This is a genomic window from Chitinophaga sp., from assembly GCF_036569125.1.
Classification (GTDB): domain Bacteria; phylum Bacteroidota; class Bacteroidia; order Chitinophagales; family Chitinophagaceae; genus Chitinophaga.
Genome location: NZ_DATCRF010000115.1, coordinates 1 through 2,356, shown reverse-complemented (window position 1 = coordinate 2,356; position 2,356 = coordinate 1). Strand labels below are relative to the sequence as shown.

2 protein-coding genes are annotated in these 2,356 nt (G+C 52.6%); both read right to left on the bottom strand.

Annotated features, from left to right (window positions below):
- The coding region (locus tag VIM87_RS04065; RefSeq protein WP_331995736.1) for an NAD(P)/FAD-dependent oxidoreductase at positions 1-1,116 on the bottom strand (1,116 nt) is incomplete at its 3' end.
- Between the two features lie 41 nt (positions 1,117-1,157).
- Positions 1,158-2,356, bottom strand: a 1,199-nt coding sequence (soxC, locus tag VIM87_RS04060) for a sulfite dehydrogenase (RefSeq protein ID WP_331995735.1), incomplete at its 5' end; no start/stop codon positions are given.

The following is a 2,356-nucleotide window of genomic DNA, read 5'->3' as shown; positions in this document are numbered from 1 at the left end:
ATCCTGCTGCGAGCCATTGGGTACATGGCAGTAAGCCCAGGCCACCTGCTTACCTTGCGGGGCGCGGGAGGTATCAAACAAACTTTGCTGCGCCAATAATACGTAAGGTTGCTGCACATGCTGCCCGGCGGCAGCAGCTTTTTCACCGGCTGCTATCTGTTCAAATGTACCGCCTAAATGCACGGTGCCTGCCTGCCTGCATTCCGCTGCAGTAAAGGGAACGGGGCCATCCAGCGCCCAATCTATTTTAAAAACGCCCATACCATACTGGTAGTGCTGCAGCTGCCATTTGTATAAAGCAGAGAACTGATCGCCGGCTATGCTCAGCAGCTGCTTAGGCGTTACATCCAATAATACGGCGCGGGAGGAGGGTAGCTGGTTCAGCTTTTGTACATAAAAGCCGGTCTCAATTTTTCCGCCCAGCGATACAAAATAAGCGGCCAGCGCTTTGGCAATTGCGATCGATCCGCCAACCGGAACTGGCCAGCCCCGGGCATGCCCTGCTGCCAGCAATACCAGCCCTATGGCCGATGTGGTGAGGTTGCTTAGTGGCTGTATGGCATGCGCAGCCATACCGGCCCATAAACCCCTTGCTTTTTGCGTATGAAAGCGTTTAGCCATGTACGTTGCAGACGTTAATGCATTCAGCCCAAAACGTGCCATCACTAAAGGATGTTTGGGAAAACGTAAAGGCCCCAGTATATCAGGCGCCAGCTGTGGCAGATCCTTTACCAGCGGCTGCAGCAGCTGTAGGTAAGTTTGCTCATCGCTGCCTAAGAGCTGTGCAGTTTCCTGGATGGATTTTTTTAACACCGCAGCGCTGCCATCATCAAAAGGATGTGCTGCGGCAACTTCCGGGTATATGAACTGCAGGCCATGCTGCGCTAAAGGTAAAGAGGAGAAAAAAGGAGAGATAACAGCTGTAGGATGAATGGCAGAACAGATATCGTGCACAAAACCCGGCAGTGTAAGCTCTGCAGAACGTAAGCCGCCGCCAATCGTTTCCTTCCCTTCTATCAGTAAAACGGATAAGCCTGCCTGCTGCATAGCAATGGCTGCTGCCAGTCCGTTAGGGCCGGAACCTACTACCACCGCATCATATTCGGATTGCTGCATGTTATCAAAAATAGATGTTTTTTACTGACAATTTGGTGCGCTCATTTCCATTTTTCCGGCTTGAACAGCACCTTACCATCCCGCTGTATTACCCAGGCGGTAATGGGGTTCATATGATACCCGCCCATATCCGTGCCACGTGCATTCACCAATTGTTGTAAGGTGGGCTGCGTATATCCTGTTTCATCAATGGCCCGGCTCATGATCTCCGTGGTATCGCCATTCCAATGCCATAAGTAGCGGAAACCGGTATGCGCCTTATCCAGCACAGGCTCCTGCAAACGGGCTGCCTGCCAGGTTTTGCCGGCATCGGTACTCACCTCTACTTTTACAATCTTACCCCATCCGCTCCACGCAATACCGCGGATCTCTATCCAGCCTTTGGCCACCTGCTGCGGAAAAGCAGGGAAGGTAATGATGGAGCGTGCATCCATCTCAAAGCTGAACTGGCGGATGCGGTCTTTTACCGCATAGGTATATTTGGAGGTTTCTTCCCGCGTCATATAAGGCTGGTCAGAAAGTTCCAGGCGGCGCAGCCATTTTACACTGGTGTTGCCTTCCCAACCAGGCAGCAATAAACGTGCGGGATAGCCCTGCTCCGGGCGGATGGCTTCCCCGTTCTGCGCATATACGATCATGGCATCGTCCCAGGCTTTTTTAACCGGAATGCTGCGGGTCATAATGGCGGCATCGCCACCTTCAGCCAGGAACCAGCTGGCTTTGGGCTGCACGCCTACTTCGCGGAACAGGGTAGAGAGCATTACGCCCGTCCATTCACTCTGGCTGGTAAGGCCGCAAATTTCCTGCGGGCTAAGCGTTTCCTTACTATTGCGGAAGTTACCGGAGCATTCTAAAAAACAGATGCGGGATACAGAAGGAAAGCGTTTCAGATCGGCCAGGGTGAACACCATGGGCTTATTCACCATGCCATGGATCAGCAGCTCATATTTATGCGGATCAATCACCGGCACCCCGGCATGATGGCGCTCATAATGCAGGTCAGATGGTGTGATAACACCATACAGATCCTGCAGCGGTGTGCGCGAAGAAATATCGGAAGGTTTTTTTACTACGTGCTCAAATGCAGAGCGGGTGCCTATTTCGCCGGGAGGCGGACCTATTATTTTAGTAGGGTCTGCCTCCTGCAGCACAGATTCCGGTATAGCTGCCTGGATCATTTTCCCGTAAGAGGATTTGAACAGCATTACGGCTGCAGTGGCGGCGCCGCCTAACATGGTAC